This is a genomic window from Streptomyces sp. NBC_01264 (genome assembly GCF_026340675.1).
GTDB lineage: Bacteria > Actinomycetota > Actinomycetes > Streptomycetales > Streptomycetaceae > Streptomyces.
In genome coordinates, this window is record NZ_JAPEOX010000001.1 from 1,518,668 (window position 1) to 1,535,336 (window position 16,669).

Genomic DNA, 16,669 nt, shown 5'->3' on the forward strand with positions numbered 1-16,669 from the left:
CACAGCGTAAGCGGGTGAGGCTCTCCCACTCAAGAGGAGATCCGGGAAATTATCCTGCGTCACCCCCAGTTTCACCGGAAGTCTTCCCGTTCTTGCGCGTGGAGTCGATGACTTCCCCCAGGCGCGCCAAGGCCTGCCGGGCCTCGGGAAGCACTCCGGCCAGCGCGAGGAATCCGTGGAACATCCCGGGGTGGGAGTCAAGGGCCGAACGGACCCCCGCGCCGAGCAGCCGGTGGTGGTACGCCTCCCCCTCGTCCCGCAGCGGATCGCAGCCGGCGACCACCACGTAGGCGGGCGGGAGCCCCCGCGGGTCCGCGAGGAGCGGGGAGGCCAGCGGATGGCGGCCGTCGCCGCCGGGGCCGAGGTACTGCTCCCAGAACCAGCGCAGGTGCGCCGCGGTCAGGAAGTACCCCTCGGCGTTGCTCCGGTAGGACCCGGTGTCCTGGGCGGCGTCCAGGCAGGGGTAGATCAGCACCTGGAGCGCGACGGCCGGGCCACCCTGGTCGCGCGCCAGCAGGCAGGAGGCGGCGGCGAGGTTCCCGCCGGCGCTGTCGCCGGCCACGACCAGGGCGTCCGGGTCGCCGCCGAGCTCGTCGAGGTGTGCGCCGGCCCAGCACAGTGCGGCGTACGCGTCGTGGACGGCGGCGGGGAAACGGGCCTCGGGCGCCCGCCGGTAGTCGACGGAGACCAGGACGGCGCCGGAGGCCCGGCAGAGCGCCCGCGCGGTGGCGTCGTAGCCGTCGAGGTCGCCCAGGACCCAGCCGCCCCCGTGGCAGAACACCACGGTCGGCCGGGGCCCGGGCCATGGCTCCGGGTCCGGGTCCGGGTAGTAGACGCGCACGGGAACCGGCGGCGCCCCGGCCGGCCCCGGGACCTCCCGGTCCTCCACGATCCCCACGACGGCCGGCCGGGCCGTCGCGGGCACCGCGGCGAGAATCCGGCGGGCCTCTTCGGCATCGGTGACGCGCCCCCCGAGGTCGGGAAAGAGCGAGGCCAGCGCATCGGCGTAGGGCCGCGCGACGGGATCGAGCCGGTCACCCGAGGCGAGCCCGCCACCCCGGCCGACCCCACCGGACCCATCACCCCTGCCCGGCCCACCAGCCCCCGCAGCCCTGTCGGCGCCGCCCACCCCATCGGTCCTGTCCGGCTCGTCGACCCCTGCGGCCCTGTCGAACCTGGCCAACCCATCAGCCCCCGCGGCCCTGTCGGCCCTGGCCACCCCACCAGCCCCCGCAGCCCAGCCGACCCCGCCTGCCCCGTCGGTCCTGTCCGGCTCGTCGGCCCCGCCCGGCCCGTCGGCCCTGTTCGGCTCGCCGGCCCCAGCAGCCCTAGCAGCCCCCGCAGTCGCATCCGTCACGGCGGCAGCCCCTACGCCCGCCGGTCCGCGAAGTGCGGGATGACCTTCTCGCCCCACTGGCGCAGGGTCTCCAGGCAGGCCTCCTGCGGCACGGTGCCCATCTGGATCAGGCACATGATCTCGTCGGCCCCGGCCTCCCGCAGCCGCTCCACGTACGCGATCGCCTCGTCCGCGCTGCCGTAGGCGTGGTCCGCGTTGAAGGTGGCCGTCGCGGTGGGCCGTACCGGGATGTCCTGCTCGTGCAGCCGGGCCACCACCTGCTCGGCCGCCCTGCGCATCTCCGCCCCCTCGTCCGCGCCCGCGACCACCGCCTCGTCCGGCACCCCCGCCCCGCCGTACCAGTGGCCGATGGACTGCGCGAAGAACCGCTGCCCCCGGATCCCGATCCTCCGCGCCTCCTCGGGGTCGTCGAGCACGATCGTCGGGCAGAGCACCGAGAAGTGGTCGTTGACGGCCGTCGAGACGAACCGGCCGCCGTCGCGGCCGGCGATCGCCGCGTCGTAGACGGAGCGCATCCCCGCAATGGACTCGGGCCCGGCGAATCCCATCACCAGCGCCCCGACGCCCAGCTCCGCGGCCTGCACCAGGGTCTCGGCCCGGCTGCACGCGAGGAACAGCGGCGGGTGGGGCCGCTGGCTCGGCCGCGGCAGGATCGGGTGCGGATCGATGTCGATGAGCTCCCCGTGGTACTCCAGCTCCTCCTCCTGCCAGGCCTTCCCGATGATCCGCAGGGCCTCCTCGACCTCCGCGGTGGTGCGGTCCCTGTCCACCCCGCACAGCGAGGTCTCCTGCACGGTGCCGCCCCGCCCGGCCCCGAGGTCGACCCGCCCGCCGGACAGCAGGTCGAGCATCGCGGCGCGCTCGGCGACCCGGACGGGGTGGTTGAAGGCGAAGGGCATGCACACGACTCCGTGCCCGATGCGTATGGTGTTGGTCCGGGCCGCGACCCAGGTCAGGAAGATCTCGGGGGCACTCATGTGTGCGTACCACTTCAGGGAGTGGTGCTCCACGGCCCAGATCCGGTCGAACCCCATCCGCTCGGCGAGCACCGCCTGCTCGACGCAGTCCCGGATGACCTGGTGCTCCCGTTCCACGGTCGGGTCGGCGAGCTGAGCTTCGAAGATCACGGAGAATTTCACGGTGCCTCCAGGGTTGCGTCCCGTACCCGGTCTCACTTCTATTCGGAATATGACTAGTAGTCAGACATCGAAGAAGCAAGAGCTTCCACCGACCGCGTGGGCGGTGCTCGGCCTGCTCTCCTTCCCCGGAGAGCGGACCGGCTACGAGCTGAAGAAGTGGGCGGACTCCTCCCTGCGCTTCTTCTACTGGTCCCCGGCCATCAGCCAGATCTACGCCGAACTGCGCCGCCTAGAGGAGCTCGGCTACGTCGCCTCCGTGCGCTCGGGACCCGAGGAGGCGCGGGCCAAGCGCCGCTACGGCATCACCCCCGCCGGGCGCGAGGCGCTGGCCGGCTGGGCCTCCGACGTGGCCGACGCGGGCCCCCCGGTGCTCAAGCACGGGCTGCTGCTGCGGGTCTGGCTCGGGCACCTGGCCGAGCCGGAGCGGCTGCGCGCGATGGTGACCGAGCATCTGGAGCGCACCACCGAGGAGTTGGCCTCCGTACGAGAGGCCATGGCGCACGCGGCCACCGAGCCCGACTGGGCCTTCCCCGTACTCGCCCTGCGCTGGAGCGAGCGCCAGCACCTGGCCGAACTGGAGCTGACGCGGGCCCTGCTCGCGGATCTGGAAGGCCTGGAGGACCCGCGCGCGCGGGAACGTCAAGCCGGTGGGGACGCGCCCACCCCCGGGTGACCACGCGGGCCGCGCCGGGGGCTCTGCGGCCCCCGGCGGGCCCGTAGGGGAGCGGTCCGACGACGTTGCGGAGGCCCCGCAAAGGCGGTTTCATCGCACGGGAGGCGCACTAGCATGCGTCCTCAGTATCGCGCGCGGGCCGGTCGGGACACCGCGACCGCGCGGGGCCGCCGTCGACGGAAGCGAGAGAACCTTGACTTTCCTCACCATCGGGCACCGCGGGGTCATGGGTGTCGAACCGGAGAACACGCTGCGCTCGTTCGTCCGCGCGGAACGTTCCGGCATGGACGTCGTCGCGCTCGACGTGCGGCTCAGCAAGGACGGCGCCCTCGTCGTCCTGCACGACGCCGAGATCGACCGGACCACCGACGGTACGGGAGCCGTGGCCGATCTGACCCTGGCCGAACTGCGCGAGCTGAACGCGGGGGACGGCGAGCACGTGCCGGTCGTGGAGGAGGTCCTCGACGCCGTCCGCGCCCCGCTCCGGATCCAGGTCCACGACCTCGCCGCCGTCGCTGCCTTCGCGGAGCTGCTGCTGCGCCGCGATCTGACCGGCCGGGTGGAAGTGGCCTCCTTCCACGACGAGGTGCTCGTGGAGGCGGCCCGACTGGTGCCGGGCGTACGGACCGTGCTCTACGCGAACCAGACCCCGGCGGACGCCGGGGAGGTCGTCGCCCGGGCCGCGCTGGCGGGCGCGGAGACGGTGGCCCTGAACATCGGCCACCTCACCCTGCACACCGTGGAGGCGGCGCACGAGGCCGGGCTGCGCGTGACGGGGTGGACGGTCAACACGCTGGAGCGGCTGCGCCTCGCGCGAGCCCTCGAACTCGACGGCGTGCTCACCGATTTCCCGGAGATCCGCTCCACGGGCCGCTTCACCGCCTGACCCCCGGAACCGCGCACGGCGCGCACCCGGCGTGCGCACGGCGGTCGGCCCACGGACGGCCCGTGGGCCCCGCCCCGCGCGCGACTACAGCGTCTTGACCAGGAGCTCGAAGGCCAGGTCGTCGCGGAGCGGAACGCCGAACCGCTCGTCCCCGTAGGGGAAGGGGGTCATCTCGCCGGTGCGCTCGTAGCCGCGGCGGACGTAGAAGGCGATGAGCTCCTCCCGCACGTTGATCACGGTCATCCGCATCTCCTTGGCCGCCCACCGCTCGCGGGCGCGGCGCTCCGCCTCCAGCATGACCGCCTTGCCCAGCCCGCCGCCCTGCTGTCCGGGGCGGACCGCGAACATGCCGAAGTAGACGTGGTCACCGCGGTGTTCGAGGTGGCAGCAGGAGACGATCTCGCCGGCGCGCTCCACGGCGAGGAGCATGCCGTCGGGGTGCCCGACGATCCTCGCCACGTCCTCGGCGTCGGTCCGCTGTCCGTCCAGGAAGTCGGCCTCGGTGGTCCAGCCGCCGCGGCTCGAATCCCCCCGGTACGCCGATTCCACGAGCGCCACGAGCGCCGGGATGTCCGCCTCCACGGCACTGCGGTAGGTCAAGGCCTGGGGGGCGGCGCTCGGCATCGAGGGCTCCGTTCTGCGCGAGGTGGTGCGACGTGCGTCTTCCGGTGGTCGCACAGAGCCTAACCTCGCCCGGCGTGACGGCCGCGCGAAGGGGGCATCTCTTCCGGTGAAGCCGACGAACCGGGAGGTTCCGCCGTGCACGGTCCCGCCACGTCCCTCGCCACCTCCGTCTCCGCCTGGCTCCTCGTCCTGCTCTGTGCGGTGAGCGGGGCCTACTGTCTGCGGCGCGCGGGGAGAGCCGGCGGCGGCGCGGCGGCCGGGGAGGCGGCGATGGGGTTCGGCATGGCCCTGATGGCGGTGCCGCTGCGGCTGGGCGGCGGCTGGCAGGCGCCCGTGCTGGGCGCGGTCTTCTGCGGGGCGGCGCTGCACGCCCTGTGGCTGCTGCGCGGGGGCCCGCACCACGCGCACCACCTGGTGGGCTCGCTGACCATGGTCTACATGGCGCTGGCCGCCGGGACGGGCGCGGGCGCCGCGCCCGGGTCCTCCGGCCACGCTCACGGGCAGGGCGCCGGACTGCCGCTGCTCACGGGCCTGCTGCTCCTCTACTACGCCGGGTACGTGGTGCTGGGCGGCGCCCGGCTGGTCACCGTCGGCGGTACGGGTGGCGCGGGTGCCGTGGGCTCCGCTGGTGGCGCCGGAGCCCCCGCCGGGCCGGCGGAGGTGATCCACGCCTGCCGACTGGCCATGGGGATGGGCATGTTGGCGATGCTGCTCACGATGTGAGCCTGCGGACGGGACGGCCAAACGTGTCCTGCGTCACCCTTGGCCCGGACCCGTACCCGCAGGTAGTCGCGCACTCCTAGGCTGAGCCCATGATGGTCCCCGCCGTTCTCCTGCTGCTCGGCGCCCTGACCGCGGTGCTCGCACCCCGCCTGCTGGCCCGGGCCGAGTGGCCCGAGCACGAGCCCGTCGTGGCCCTGTGGGCCTGGCAGTGCGTGGTGGGCGCCGTGCTCCTGTGCTTCGCCCTGTCGATGCTGCTGAGCGCGGCCGCCGCCTGGCAGGCCGTCCGGGGCCGGCTGTTCGCCCCGGCCCCGCACGGCGTGGTCGACGCCTACGCGCTGGACGCCGCGGGCGGGCTCTGGGCCGCGGGCACCGCCGTCGCCCTGGCGGGCGGCGGGCTGTGGACCGGGGCGATGCTGGCCCGGGAGATCCTGCGGGCCCGCGCCCGGCGGCGTGCGCAGGGCGCCGAACTGCTGCTGCGGGCTCCCCTGCTGCCCGGGGAGCAGGCCTCCGGGGCGCGGCTCGTGGTCCTGGAGGGGCAGCGGCCCGACAGCTGGTGGCTGCCGGGTCCGGCCCCGCAGCTGGTGGTCACGACGGCGGCTCTGGGCCGGCTCAAGGGGAGTCAGCTGGACGCCGTACTGGCCCACGAGCAGGGGCACGCGGCGGCCCGGCACGACTGGCTGCTGCACTGCTCGCGGGCGCTGTCCGGGGGGTTCCCGCAGGTCCCGGTCTTCGCCGCGTTCGAGGCGCAGATGCACCGGCTGGTGGAGCTGGCGGCCGACGACGTGGCCTCGCGCCGGTACGGACGCCTGACCACGGCGCTGGCCCTGATCGGCCTGAACGAGGACCGCGGGGTCTTCGGCCCGTCCCCCGCGCCGCACGCGCACGTCCCCCAACGGGTCCGCCGACTCCTGGCGGCCGCGCCCCGCCTGTCGCCCGTACACCGCCTGCGCCTGACGGCCCTGGCAACGCTGGCTCCGGCGATCCCCCTCCTGGTGGCGTTCGGCCCGGGCCTGACCGCACTGGGCTGAGGGCTCGGCCCGCAAGGCTTCGCCGGTCCCCCTTCATCTCCCTAGGGAACGGCCACGGACACCGCGAGGAGCGCGGCGCCGACGGCCGCGGCACACAACGACGCCTGTACGCAGCGGTGTTTGCGCCACGCGACCCGTGACATCGCGACGAGCTGACGACTCAGCGAGGGGAGCGGATCCACCGTCCTCAGGGTGAGGGCGAGTTCGGCCGGATCCCAGTGCCGGATGTGGCCGAAGTAGACGAGATCGCCGGCCGAAAAGCGTCGGGCCGTACGCCCGCTCATCCGGGGGAAGACCGCGACCATCGCGAACAACGCGGCCGCGGCGACCACCGCCCCGCCCGCGAGGAAGACGGCTCGCCGGCCGCCGCCGAGGTCGGCGAGGGGCCGCGAGAGGGTCGCGGCCAAGGCGAGTACCGCCGATTCGATGGTCAGCGCGAACGCTGCTTTCGCGTCAACCTTTCCGGTCCAGTCGATCAACGCGGCGTGGATGCGCCACGCCGTCTCTGTAGGGTTCTGCGCCGATTGGGGAGGAGCTTGCGGTGACGGCGAAACCGGGGCTGGATCAGACATTTACCTCTCCTCGCCGATGGTCCGGTACCACGCCGCAGCATCGCGCCGCGCGGCGAAATGATCTGCGTCAACCGACGCAGAACGACGTGTGAAGGAGCCCGCCCCCGGTTCGCGTACTACTGTTCGACCGCCTGGGCCCAAGGGGGGAGAACCAGTGACACCACGCGGAGCCGGAAACCGCCGGTCCGGAGCGCACGAGCCCTTCACGGCGGACGAGTTACTCCTCCTGCGTGGAGCCGGCCGGATCCGTGTGTGGAACCGTCACGACCGACTCATGGGGGAGGGCGGTCCTCCCGACTCCGTCGTCCTCGTCGTCAGCGGGCTGGCCAAGATCACCGCGGAGTCGGACAACGGGTACACCAGTGTCCTGGCGCTGCGCGGGCCGGGCGAACTCGTCGGTGAACTCTCCTGCCTGGACGGCACCGTGCGCTCCGCCACGGTCACCGCGATCGAACGCCTCGAGGGCGTGGTCATCGGCGCCGAGGCCTTCCAGCGCGTGCTGAGCTCGCACGCCACGCTCACCCTGGCCGTCCTGCGCAGCGTCATCGCCCGGCTCCGCGACTCCGACGGCCTGCGCACCGAGCACGGGGCCCGGACCGCCGCGGCGATGCTCGCGCACGTCCTCCTCGAAACCGCCGTGCGGCACGGCGTCGACGTACCGGACCCGCCGGGAGCCATCGAAGTGCGGATGAACCAGCAGGAGCTGGCGGGCGCCGCGGGCATCTCCCGGGAATCGGTGGTGCGTTGCCTGCGCGCGTTGCAGGGCTCCGGCCTCGTCAGCACCAGCCGGGGACGCACCCTCGTACTCGATCTCCAGGGGATACGGCGCCGGGCACAGGAATGAACCGGCAGGTCCCGCACCACGGGCCGCCCCGAGTCCCCGGTACGCCCGGTGCGTCCCGTGCGCCCGGTGCGTCCTGTGCGCCATCTGACGCTGCGGCCCCCGCGGACGGCGCGTAGACCTGAGGTGGGCGCCGCGGACCACCGTCAGGAGGGGGCCGGTCGTCCGCGGCGCCGTACGGAAAGAGAAGGACGGAGCACATGAGACCCAAGTCCCAGCACTACTGCATCCTCGTCGTCGACATCGAGAAGTTCGGCAAGCGACGCAATCCCGTACAGGTCCGGCTGCGCTCCGCGCTCTACGCCCTCGTGGACTCCGCGTTCCGCGAGGCCGGCATCGACCACGAGAGCGGTCCGCCGCCCGTGGACCGGGGCGACGGCTTCTTCTGGCTGCTGCCCGCCGATGTCGACAAGACCGACCTGACGGGCCGTTTCGTCGAGCTGCTGCACCACCGCCTCCGCGAACACGCAGCGCTGAGCAGCGACGAGGGCGCCATGCGGCTGCGCGTCGCCCTGCACGACGGCGACGTGGCCGAAGACGGGCACGGCTGGGTCGGGGAGGAGCTGAACACGGCCTGCCGGCTCGCGGACATCGCCCCGCTGCGGACCGCGCTCGCCGAGGGCGTCCGATCCGGACTCGCGCTCGCGGTCTCGGACGAGTGGTACCGCCGGGTGGTGCGGCACGACGACCCCTCGGTCGTACGGGAGTCCTTCCGCCGGGTGGCCTTCGACGCCAAGGAGATCCAGGGGGCCCGCGCCTGGGTCCGGGTCCCCGGCTACAGCGTCCCGCCCGGCATCGACGGCGAGCCGCCCGTGACCGGCGACGACAGCGCTCCACCGGGTGCGGCGCCCGGGAGCGGCGCCGGTGGCCCCGCCGCGGGCGGCCCGTTCGCCGGGGCCGTCTTCGAGCGCGTCGGCCAGGTCTTCGGCGGGGACCAGCACGTCCACGGCCCGCAGGCCTTCAGCTTCGCCGACCTCCAGTCGGACCCAGCCGGAGGGGAGTTCACCGGCGGACGGGGGTCCGGCGGCTCCGGCGGTCCCCACGGTCCCGGGCCCGACGGAAGGGGAGAGTAATGGGAGACGACGCGGCGGCTCCCCCGGCCGCGGCCCCGGTCGCCGCCCCGGAACCGGCGCCCGGCGGCGGGGACGCCCCGGCCGGTGATGCCCGCCACGGTCTGCGCGAAGGGCTCTCCGCGCTGCGCGGCACCCGGGGTGCCTCCGGCGAACGCCTCGATGCCGAACGTGACGCCGTCAGCAGCCTGCGCGTGCAGGCCGCCCAGGTGTTCGGCGGCGACAACAACGTGTACAACCTGTCGCCCGAAGGAGCCGCACTGCGCTCCTTCTACCGGCTCTCCGACGAGGCCTTGGACGAGGTGCGCGGCGCCTTCGTCAGTCCCTCCGGCTTCGATTCCTTCGTCTCCGCCGTCCGCAACCGTCCCCTCGTCCTGCTACGCGCGCCCGACGGATCGGGCAAGGCCGCCGCGGCCCTCGCCTCGCTCGACCAGCTGGGCCACCGCGTCCTGCTGGTGGTCTCCGAGGAGACGGAGCTGTGGCGCGTCAAAGCGGACGATCTCGTGGAGGGTGCCGGGCTGGTCCTCGCCGACCTGCCCCAGTCCTCCGCCGACCGGCTCACCGCCTTTGAACTGCGCCGGCTCGAAGCGCAGTTGCGCGCGCGGAACTGCCGGCTCGTCATCACCCTCAAAGACCACACGCTGCTCCCCGACCACGAGGTGCTGCGGGATGCCGTCGGGCTGGGCGACACCAGCCACGGACCGGTCGTCGCGGAATCCCACTTCCTGTGGCACCTGGGCCTGGCGGCCATCGCCCGTGGCCGCCAGATCCTGGCCCGCCCCGACATCGTCGGGCTCCTGCGGGACGAACTCGAAGGCGGCAAACCCCTGACGGACGCCGCCGATCTGGGGCGGGAGCTCGCGGACGCCGCGTCAGTCCTGCCCGACGACGGCATCGCCGCCAGGGTCCGGGAACGCCGGCAACTGCCTCGCGGCCAGGCCTTGGCCAACTGGCTGGAGCGCATGCCGCAGCTGACCGAACAGTGCCTGGCCGTCGCGGTCTCCGCCTTCGGCGGCGAGGCGTACGAGATCGTCGCCGCACTCGCCCGGGACCTGGAGGACAGGCTCCAGACCGAGGAGAGCCCGGAGAACCCCGACCGCCCCCGCGGCACGGCGCTCGGCGGTACCCGGACCGCCCGGCTCGCCGCCGTCCACGGCGCGCTCGTCGAGTCCGAGGTCTCCACCCGGCACGGCGGAGCCCGCGGCAAGGTGGTCCGGTTCCAGAAGCCCGAGACGGCGCTCCAGGTGCTGGAGCACGTGTGGAGCGAGTACGACGAGATGCGTACGGCCCTGCCCGAATGGCTGCGGGATTCCGCGGGAGGCCCCCTCGCCACGGTAGGCGTACGCGCGGCCGTCGCCGCCGGAGTGCTCACCAAGCACGCGTTCGAGACCGTGCGGGCCAGGATCCTGCTGCCCTGGGCCCAGTCCGAGGACTCGGAGCTGCGCGACGCCGCCGCGACCGTGCTGGGGGTGGCCGCCCGGGAGAGCGGACACGAACAGGCCGCCTACAACCTGGTGATGGCCTGGAGCCGGAGCGAGCCCGAGTACCAGGCGACGGCCGCCCGCGCCTGGCGGGTCGTCTTCGAGCGCGACGGCGTCGATCGCACCTGGGCCTGGATGCACCAGCTCGCGGAGTCGGAGGAGGTCCCGGTCATCGCGGCGCTCTGCCAGAGCCTCACCGAGTACATCGCGTTCGACGGCGGCCGGCACCGGCGGGACGCCCTGGACCTGCTCGGCCAGTGGATCTCCGGGGTCCACGGCATCGACCGCCGCCTGACCGGCATCGTGGCGTTCCTCTGTGCCACTTCGGACCTCGTCGAGCACCGGCCCTCCGCGGGCCCGGACGCCGGTACCACCGCGCTGTGGCACACCTTGCTCGCCGTCACCGAGTCCGATGGTGAACTCCGCAGCGAAATAGCCGGGTTGTGGCACGTGGCCATCGGATCCGTGCTGTACGAGCTCGCGCACGAGGCACTGACCGACTGGGCTCAGCTCGTCGAGACCTTTCCCCGCGGACGCGCCGTACTGGCCACGCTGATCGGCGAGATCGCGTCCGATCCGCGCACCCTGCTGCTCGTGCGCCACCGCGCGGAGCGGTGGGTCAGCGGAGTCGACGGCCGTAGCGCACCCCTCACCGGACACGCAGTCCTGGCCCATCTGGACGGAAGGAACCCGACGCCGTGAGCGATCGCCAGTCAAACCTGCTCTTCATCGGCCCGAGGCCCGTAGGCTTGGGCGACCGGGGCGAGACCGTGGAACCCGGTCAGGCCGTGCTGTACAGCACCCGGGACGGCGAGCTCGTGCGTCTCGACCGCGTGCCCTCGATGCTGAGCATCAAGAAGTACCACTACCGGTACGAGGTGGACCTCGGCGATCACACCATCACGTGGAACGCGGAGCTGCCCAGCGGGACCGGCGGCTTCCCCTTCCAAACCACCTTCGAGGCCCGCTGGCGGGTGACCGACCCCGCCGAGGTGGTGCGGCGCCGCATGCAGAGCGTGGCGAAGGCCCATTCCGAGGTGTCCGTCGCGATGCGCACGGAGTTGTGGCCCTGGGCGGCCCAGTACGGCATCGAACGGCTGGTCGACTTCGACCGGTTCGTGCGCGGCACCCTCTGCGCGCAGCCGAAGACCCTGCCGACGGGGATCACCGTCGACGCCCTGATCGTCCGGCTCTCCCTCGACGCGCAGGCGACCGAGCACCTTCGCGCCCTGAAGCAGACCGAGTTCGACACCGTGATGGAGCACGCGGTGCACGTCAAGGAGAGCACCTCCCAGGACCTGGCCGCGGTACGCCAGACGAAGCGGGAGGAGGCCCTGCTGGCGGCGGCCCGCGGGGACGGCGGCCTCTTCATCCATCTCATCGGCCAGGACCCCTCCAAGCTCCACGAGATCATGCTGGAGGTCGGCAACCGCAACGACATCGCGGTGGCCCAGAAGATGCAGATGCTCAAGGAGATGATCGACGCCGGACTGATCCAGCCGGCCGAGGCGCAGCGGATGTGGGAGGAGATGCACCGCCCGGCGCCGCTGTTCGGATCGAACCCGGGTGAGCCGTCGGGACAGACCGCTCTCACCACGGCCGCGCAGGCGGGCGTCCCGGCGCCGCTCCAGAACGGCGCCGGGGCGCCCTCCGTGGTTCCGGGCCTGCTGGTCCCGCAGGCGACGGCCACCGCCCCGCCCCGGCCTCGCCATCGCCCACATTCCGGTGGCACGGCCGCCGCGGGGCCCGCGGGGGCCGGTCCGGTGCCGGCGCCCGTGCCTGGACCCGCGCCCGTGCCCGCGCCTGAACCCGTACCTGCGCCTGCACCTGTGGCCGTACCGCCGCAGGAACCCGCTCCCGTCCCGGCGCCCCCTGCCGCCGAGCCGCCGCACCCGGCGCAGTACGGCACGGCCGCCGAACCGGCTCCGGAACCCGTTGCCGACCCCGGCTCGGGTTCCGCTCCGGACGAGGGCACCGGTTCGAACGTCACGGGGACGACCGCGGTCGGTGCCCGGCGGCGCGGACCGCGCGGCGGGGTCGGGTGAGCGGGCGCCAGGGGCAGCACCGGGCCCTGCCCTCGGGCGGGCCCGTACGCCGAGCCCGCCGGACCGGCCGGCGCGGCCGGCTGGCGCTCACGCTCGCGGTCTTCTTCACCGCACTGCTCTCGGGAGGGATCCTGATGTTCGGTGCCCGCGGATTCGCCGGCTCCGTCGTGGCGGGCGGCGCGCTGGTCACCGCGGCGTGGCACCGGCTCGCCCGGAGGCCGGACGCCGAGACCCGGGAGGGCCACGCCGGCGACGTGGGAACCGGGGTCGCGGCCAGGCCCGACCGGGGCACGGGGAGCGGAAGCCGTCCGTACGAGCAGGGCCGGCCCGCGGACCGTACCCAAGAGGTGGACGGCGCGGCCGGAACCGGCCGGGCGCCCGACCGGGACCCCGTACTCCCGGCACCGCGGCCCGCGCTCGGTCCGGGAGGCTCCCCCACCGGTCGCTCCGTCCACCCGGAGTCCGAGGACCCCGGGTCCGCGTCGGGGCCCGCCGTCCGGCCGGAGGTCGGCCTCCCTCCCCACCCCGACCTCGATGCCGACCTCGATGCCGATCCCGATCCCGGTCCCGAACCCGGCCCCGAACCCGAATCCGTACCGCCCGGCACCGAGCCCTCGGGATTCCCCGTCCTGGCGCAGCCCTCGCGCGCGTTCCACGCACCCTGGCTCCTGCCGGAACGGCCGGCACCGCACGGGCTGGTGGCCGACCGGGCCGAACTCGGCGGGCTCGTCCTGCGGGCCGCCTCGGTGATCGGCCCCGGCCACCGGGCCCGGGCCCTCCCGCGCCAGGATGCGTACCGGATCGGCCGCGACCGCTCGGGAGACCATCTGATCGTGGCCGTCGCGGACGGCATGTCCGACAGCCGCCACTCCGACATCGGAGCCCAGGTCGCCGTGTCCGCGCTGGTCGGAGCAGTGCGCGAGGCGCTCGACTCGGGCACGGGCCCGGAATCGCTCGACCGGGCACAGGTGTTCCTCGCCGCGGCCAAGCAGATGTACGCGGCGGCCGAGGCCCGCGGCTGGACGGCTGACGACGTGCGGGCCGTGGCGGCGGTCGCCGTGATTCCGGCCCACGCCGAGCCCGGGACGGCGCGCCGGGTCTGGCTGGGTGCGATCGCGGACGCGACGGCGTGGCGGCTGGAGAAGGGGGCGTGGGAACGGCTCATCGGTGACGGCAAGAGCGGCTACGACCCCTCCTCGGTGTCAAGCTTCCTGCCTCACACTCCGGATCTCGCCGCGTACCGGACGGTCGAACTCCGCGCCGGCAGCGCCTTGGCCGTCACCACCGACGGAGTGGGTGACGCCCTCGAATCGGGACCGACGGCCCGCGACTGGTTCGCCGGGCGCTGGGCCGGCCCGCCCGAGGTCGGCCGGTTCCTCATGGACGTCGGGTTCGAACAGGCCCAGATGCAGGACGACCGCACCGCCGTCGTCGTCTGGTGCGCGGACGAGGAGACCGAGTGAAGACCTGGTCCCAGAGCCCGTTCCCGCCGACCGTCCCGCTCTCCGGGGTACCGGAGGGGGCTACGGTCTCCACGGAGAACGGCGAGTCGCGGCTCGTCCACGAGATCGACGGCCGTCCCGGCTGGCTCGCCAAGCTGTACAAGTCGCCGCCGAAATCCGCACAGGCCGAAGCGTTGGACACGCTCGTCTCCATGCCGGGCCTGATGTCCCCGGCGGACCGCGACCTCGTGGACCGGTGCGTGTCCTGGCCCGTCTCGCGGATCACCGACGGCGGCGAGGTCGTCGGCGTGGTGATGGCGAAGGCTCCCGAGCGCTTCTACGCTCGACTGCGGACGCCATGGGGCGTGCACGAGCCTGCTCCGCTCGTGCTCGACTGGCTGGTCCAGGACCCCGAGGCCTGCCGCAAGCGCGGGATCACCCCCGCGTCCACGCAGGTGCGGCTCCGGACCATGCATCAACTCCTCTCCGTCGCCGCCCTGTTCGCCCGCCATGACGTGGTCTATGCCGACTGGTCCTACCGCAACGCCTTCTGGGACGAGGACACGGGTGACGCCTTCGTCATCGACATGGACACCTGCGGCATCGGGACGCGCGACTGGGTGGAGTCCCCCAAGTGGGAGGACCCGCTCTTCGCCGCGCCCGGACGTCCCCTCACTCCGTACAGCGACCGGTACAAGATCGCCATGCTGACGGTGCGCTGCCTCACCGGAGTCCGCGACGACCCACTGGTGGCACACGCCCAACTCGTGCGCACGATCGGGGTGAACCCCTTCACCTCGGCACTCGAACAGGCACTGACCAGTGCGCACGAGACCGGCCGGCCCAGCCCGGAGCAGCTGATGCACGCGCTGCTGCTGAGCGTGCCTGAGCGGCCCAGCTCCGCCGATACCGCGCCGGCCGGCCGGGCTCCGAGCAGCAATGTCACGGGGGAGATCAAGGTCGGACCGGCCGCCTACCGGAGAACGGACGCCTCGCCGACCGCGCCCACACCCTCCGGGGCGACGGCAGCCGGGCCCACGGCAACCGGGGCGACTGCGGGCAGGCCGCCGCGACCGGGCTCGTACCGCCCGCCCGCCACCCGCCCGCGCAAGCACCGCGCCCGTGCCGTCACGGGCTGGCTCCTGGCCCTGCTGGGCATCGCCTACTGCGTCACGCACTTCGGCTACGGCCTGGTGTGACCCCCACACCGGACGAGAGAGGAACCACCATGACCGAGGCCCAGGACACCCGGCCACCAGGGTTCGGCGCCAAGGGACTGCCCGCGTACGTCGTGCTCGACACCTCGGGTTCGATGGCGAAGTACGAGCCGCTGCTGAACGCCACCCTGCTCAAGATCTACGACACGCTCTACACCAGCCCGCTGCTCTCGGAGTTCATCCACCTCTCGGTGATCTCCTTCAACACGCAGCCGCACGTGGTCACCGAGATGACCGACATAGAGCTGATGGAGAGCCTGCCGACCGTCACCTGTGAAGGCCTCACGAACATCGGGCCGATGCTGCGACTGCTCCGTACCCGCATCACCGAGGACGTCGAGCAGTTGTCGGCGAAGGGCGTCAAGGTGCTGCGCCCGGTCGTCTTCCTGCTCACGGACGGGGCGCCCACCGACGCACCGGCGGGCATTTGGCACCAGGACCTGGAGACGTTGCGGGACCCCGCCTGGAAGCCCCGCCCGCACGTCATCACCTACGGGTTCGGCGCCGCGTCCGAGTCCATGCTGCGCAGCCTGGCCACGGTGGCCGCCTACCTCGCGCAGGACGAGGCCCAGTCCACCGGCGAGGCGCTGTCCGAGGCGATGAGCAGCCTCCTGAACTCCCTGGTCGCCTCCGCCCGGGTGCAGCAGCTCCAGGTACCGGAGGAGGTCAAGGGGTACCGCAGCGTGCCCCTGGACTTCGTGGACTGATCCCGCGGCCGAACGGCGGTACCGGGTACGGGCGCACGGGCCCCCGCGCACCCTTCACGGGCGCGCCGGGGCGGGGCGGGAGCCACCCGGCCGGGGCGCGCGGTGCGAGGATCTCCGTATGCGGAACGATCACGTACGGTGGCGGAACCCGCTGGTGTGCACGCTGTTCGGCGCCTCGGCCGTCCTGACGGTCCTGGTGGCCCTCGGCTGGGGTCCGCTCCTGTCGCTCGACGGGTGGATCGCGCGGGGGCTGCACTCCTACGCCGTCTCCCACCCCGGGGTCACCCGGCTGATGCGGGTGCTCAGCGACTGGGTCTGGGACCCGTGGACCATGCGGGCCCTGGCGGGTGCGGTCTGCCTGTGGCTGTGGTGGCGGGGCCGGGGCCGGTGCGCGCTGCGGATCGCGGTGGCCACCGTCGCGGCCTCGGTGGTGAGTCAGGGACTGAAGTTCCTGGTGGGGCGGGAGCGGCCGGTTTGGCCGGACCCGGTCGTCACCGCGGACTACGCCTCCTATCCGTCGGGGCACGCCCTGACGGCGACGACGGTCTGCGGCTTGCTCGGATGGCTGGCCGCCCAGGGCTCCGCGCGGCCGGCCGCGCAATCGTTGCCGCGCGAGCGCGCGCTGCCGCGCCCGGCCCTGGCGCTGCTCGTCGCCCTGGCGGCGGTCTCGGTCCTCGGGGTCGGCTTCACCCGGATCTACCTCGGCGTCCACTGGTTCTCGGACGTCGTGGCGGGCTGGCTGCTGGGCGCGGTGCTCGTGGCGCTCGCCGTCTCGGACGGTGCCTGCTCTGGGCGATCCCCCGTGTCGCCCAGAGCAGGCGGTCCGGCGCGCTGAGTATACTGGCCGCGAGCCAGTCAACGCAG

General features: G+C 73.5%; 16 protein-coding genes. 12 read left to right on the top strand and 4 right to left on the bottom strand.

Translation table 11 applies throughout. The features are described from left to right. Positions 1 to 49: 49 nt before the first annotated feature. Together OG435_RS06845 and OG435_RS06850 are read right to left on the bottom strand one after the other, a co-directional pair. Positions 50 to 1,129 carry an alpha/beta hydrolase gene (locus OG435_RS06845; protein ID WP_266875919.1) on the bottom strand — a complete coding sequence of 360 codons (1,080 nt, stop codon included), beginning with the start codon at positions 1,127 to 1,129 and terminating at the stop codon, positions 50 to 52. Between the two features lie 239 nt (positions 1,130 to 1,368). Further along, positions 1,369 to 2,496: an LLM class flavin-dependent oxidoreductase gene (locus OG435_RS06850; protein WP_266875920.1), complete on the bottom strand. Its 1,128-nt coding sequence runs from the start codon at positions 2,494 to 2,496 to the stop codon at positions 1,369 to 1,371. A 49-nt stretch (positions 2,497 to 2,545) separates the two neighbouring features. Here OG435_RS06850 and OG435_RS06855 point away from each other — a divergent pair, with 49 nt between their 5' ends. Both OG435_RS06855 and OG435_RS06860 read left to right on the top strand, forming a co-directional pair. Next, a complete protein-coding gene (locus tag OG435_RS06855; RefSeq protein WP_266875921.1) occupies positions 2,546 to 3,169 on the top strand; it encodes a PadR family transcriptional regulator in 624 nt (207 codons plus the stop codon). Positions 3,170 to 3,362: 193 nt separating this feature from the next. After that, entirely contained in the window at positions 3,363 to 4,055 is a 693-nt protein-coding gene (locus tag OG435_RS06860; protein WP_266875922.1) for a glycerophosphodiester phosphodiesterase, read from the top strand. A gap of 84 nt (positions 4,056 to 4,139) precedes the next feature. Here OG435_RS06860 and OG435_RS06865 read toward each other — a convergent pair whose 3' ends face one another. After that, the gene (locus tag OG435_RS06865) at positions 4,140 to 4,679 is read right to left on the bottom strand and encodes a GNAT family N-acetyltransferase (protein ID WP_266875923.1); all 540 of its coding nucleotides are present in this window, start codon (positions 4,677 to 4,679) and stop codon (positions 4,140 to 4,142) included. Between the two features lie 135 nt (positions 4,680 to 4,814). Between OG435_RS06865 and OG435_RS06870 the strand changes: the two genes are divergently transcribed. Next, complete coding sequence (locus OG435_RS06870) at positions 4,815 to 5,402, top strand: DUF5134 domain-containing protein (protein ID WP_266875924.1); 588 nt, start codon at positions 4,815 to 4,817, stop codon at positions 5,400 to 5,402. Between the two features lie 89 nt (positions 5,403 to 5,491). Beyond that, the gene (locus tag OG435_RS06875; RefSeq protein WP_266875925.1) at positions 5,492 to 6,430 is read left to right on the top strand and encodes a M56 family metallopeptidase; all 939 of its coding nucleotides are present in this window, start codon (positions 5,492 to 5,494) and stop codon (positions 6,428 to 6,430) included. A gap of 41 nt (positions 6,431 to 6,471) precedes the next feature. Here the strand turns inward: OG435_RS06875 and OG435_RS06880 are convergent, their stop codons facing one another. Next, complete coding sequence (locus OG435_RS06880) at positions 6,472 to 6,909, bottom strand: Pycsar system effector family protein (protein ID WP_266875926.1); 438 nt, start codon at positions 6,907 to 6,909, stop codon at positions 6,472 to 6,474. Between the two features lie 247 nt (positions 6,910 to 7,156). On the opposite strand from OG435_RS06880, the gene OG435_RS06885 reads away from it, so the two are divergent. The 8 genes from OG435_RS06885 to OG435_RS06920 all read left to right on the top strand — a co-directional run bounded on the left by OG435_RS06885 (position 7,157) and on the right by OG435_RS06920 (position 16,640). Next, the gene (locus tag OG435_RS06885; RefSeq protein WP_266875927.1) at positions 7,157 to 7,846 is read left to right on the top strand and encodes a Crp/Fnr family transcriptional regulator; all 690 of its coding nucleotides are present in this window, start codon (positions 7,157 to 7,159) and stop codon (positions 7,844 to 7,846) included. A 197-nt stretch (positions 7,847 to 8,043) separates the two neighbouring features. Continuing rightward, positions 8,044 to 8,916 carry a hypothetical protein gene (locus OG435_RS06890; protein ID WP_266875928.1) on the top strand — a complete coding sequence of 291 codons (873 nt, stop codon included), beginning with the start codon at positions 8,044 to 8,046 and terminating at the stop codon, positions 8,914 to 8,916. Next, positions 8,916 to 11,096: a hypothetical protein gene (locus OG435_RS06895; protein ID WP_266875929.1), complete on the top strand. Its 2,181-nt coding sequence runs from the start codon at positions 8,916 to 8,918 to the stop codon at positions 11,094 to 11,096. Before OG435_RS06890 ends, OG435_RS06895 begins: the two co-directional genes overlap by 1 nt. Continuing rightward, positions 11,093 to 12,439, top strand: a complete 1,347-nt coding sequence (locus tag OG435_RS06900) for a hypothetical protein (RefSeq protein WP_266875930.1) — start codon at positions 11,093 to 11,095, stop codon at positions 12,437 to 12,439. Before OG435_RS06895 ends, OG435_RS06900 begins: the two co-directional genes overlap by 4 nt. Next, positions 12,436 to 13,902 (top strand): protein phosphatase 2C domain-containing protein, encoded by a 1,467-nt coding sequence (locus tag OG435_RS06905; protein ID WP_266875931.1) that lies wholly within the window; start codon positions 12,436 to 12,438, stop codon positions 13,900 to 13,902. Before OG435_RS06900 ends, OG435_RS06905 begins: the two co-directional genes overlap by 4 nt. Beyond that, positions 13,899 to 15,080 carry a hypothetical protein gene (locus tag OG435_RS06910; protein ID WP_266875932.1) on the top strand — a complete coding sequence of 394 codons (1,182 nt, stop codon included), beginning with the start codon at positions 13,899 to 13,901 and terminating at the stop codon, positions 15,078 to 15,080. Before OG435_RS06905 ends, OG435_RS06910 begins: the two co-directional genes overlap by 4 nt. 29 nt (positions 15,081 to 15,109) lie before the next feature. After that, positions 15,110 to 15,805, top strand: coding sequence for a vWA domain-containing protein (locus tag OG435_RS06915; protein ID WP_266875933.1), 696 nt, complete (start codon positions 15,110 to 15,112; stop codon positions 15,803 to 15,805). A gap of 118 nt (positions 15,806 to 15,923) precedes the next feature. Next, complete coding sequence (locus OG435_RS06920; protein WP_266875935.1) at positions 15,924 to 16,640, top strand: phosphatase PAP2 family protein; 717 nt, start codon at positions 15,924 to 15,926, stop codon at positions 16,638 to 16,640. The last annotated feature ends 29 nt before the right edge of the window (positions 16,641 to 16,669 follow it).